General features: G+C 26.3%; 1 protein-coding gene. It reads left to right on the top strand.

Going from position 1 to position 1,437, the window contains the following annotated elements:
• The first annotated feature begins 143 nt into the window (after positions 1-143).
• Positions 144-1,265 (top strand): hypothetical protein, encoded by a 1,122-nt coding sequence (locus tag DW650_RS19255; protein WP_118210879.1) that lies wholly within the window; start codon positions 144-146, stop codon positions 1,263-1,265.
• Positions 1,266-1,437 lie beyond the last annotated feature (172 nt).

Below are 1,437 nucleotides of genomic sequence, written 5' to 3'. Positions count from 1 at the left end.
TGTTTATGACGATGATTATGAAAACGGGGCTTTGTGGATAAAAGTACGGAAACTCAAGAAATAAATGTAACTTGTAATTAATATAGTTATGAAGTATAATATAGAGACTACAAATGAAATGCATACTAAAGAGGATAAGAAAAATGTTTGATATTAGTGATATAAATGTAAAGATTAGTAGTTTTATAAGTATGATAATTAATAACGACATGCTTAATGCGGTTGCACTTATAATTACAATTTTTAGTGGAATAACATTGTTAAAAAGTCTGATTCAATTTTTGGTACAATTATGTAATCCTCAAAATGTGTTGATAAAAACATCCCAAATGAAATTTATTAAAGATTCAGTAAAAGTGATTTGTAGTGAAACTTTGGATATAATGGGATTTTTTGGAATATATATATTAGCTATAATATTTGCATTTGTGCTGTTAGATGTAATTTATTTTTCGGTACAAATAGAAAATATAGGGTATTATGTATCTTTTTTGTTTGTATTGATAGGCATGTTGGGATTAATTAAAAAAAATAGTAGAAGAGATTTAGAAAATAATTGGATTAGGGAATTGTGCAAAATACTTTTTTTTAATGTTGTAGCTATATTTTTATTTGGACAAATTATTAATAAGTATAGAAGGTGGAGAGAATATATTGCTGTTATGATAGTTTTAACAGGTATTTATTTATGCAGAGAATGCGGAAAGAGAGGAAAATGGTATTCTAACGCATTAATTTGTATTATATTAAATATTAGGACTATGTTGGTAATAATCAACTGTGGATATATAGTGTGGACTATGAAAGTAGAATCTTTTATACAACTATACACTATATGGATTGTAATATCTATGTTAATGTATGGTAGAGAGTTGTTTAGAATAACGGATTCAGAAAATATATTAAAGAGAGTTACGATAATATTGCCTGAAAGAAAAACTGTGTATACAGAAAAAGATGTTTTTATTGATAAAGCAAATTTTATTGGAATGATAACATTAGATAAAGAGCGTGTGTATGTCAATAAAAACAATATTGAAAGTATTGATTATACGATATATTGGTCTCGAAATAAGAAGGTTAAGAAGAAAGCTGGAATATGGAGATATACAAAAGAGGATCAAGAACTAAAATACGATAAACGTAAAGTGATAAAAAAGGAATGGTTTGAATTTATAAAGTATTATGAGAATAAAAAAGAAATAAAAGTAATTCCTGCAAACCAAATTGAAATTATGCAATATTTGAAGAAAACATATAATTGAATAATGATTTTATACCATCAGAACAAAATGGGTCTGAAGAAAAGTGAAGTTATTGATACGAAGAGGTATTATCCCATCTTTGACAGTTGTAAAGCAAAAAACGGTTGTAAAGCCGAGACCGTTTCAAGTTTTGTGTAAACGTTAAAAACTGATATAAGATTTGTGAATAGTT

Source organism: Roseburia sp. AM23-20, from assembly GCF_003470905.1.
In the GTDB taxonomy this organism is placed as follows: Bacteria; Bacillota; Clostridia; order Lachnospirales; family Lachnospiraceae; genus Roseburia; species Roseburia rectibacter.
The sequence above is the reverse complement of the archived record's forward strand: the minus strand, read 5'-3'. Positions and strand labels throughout refer to the sequence as shown.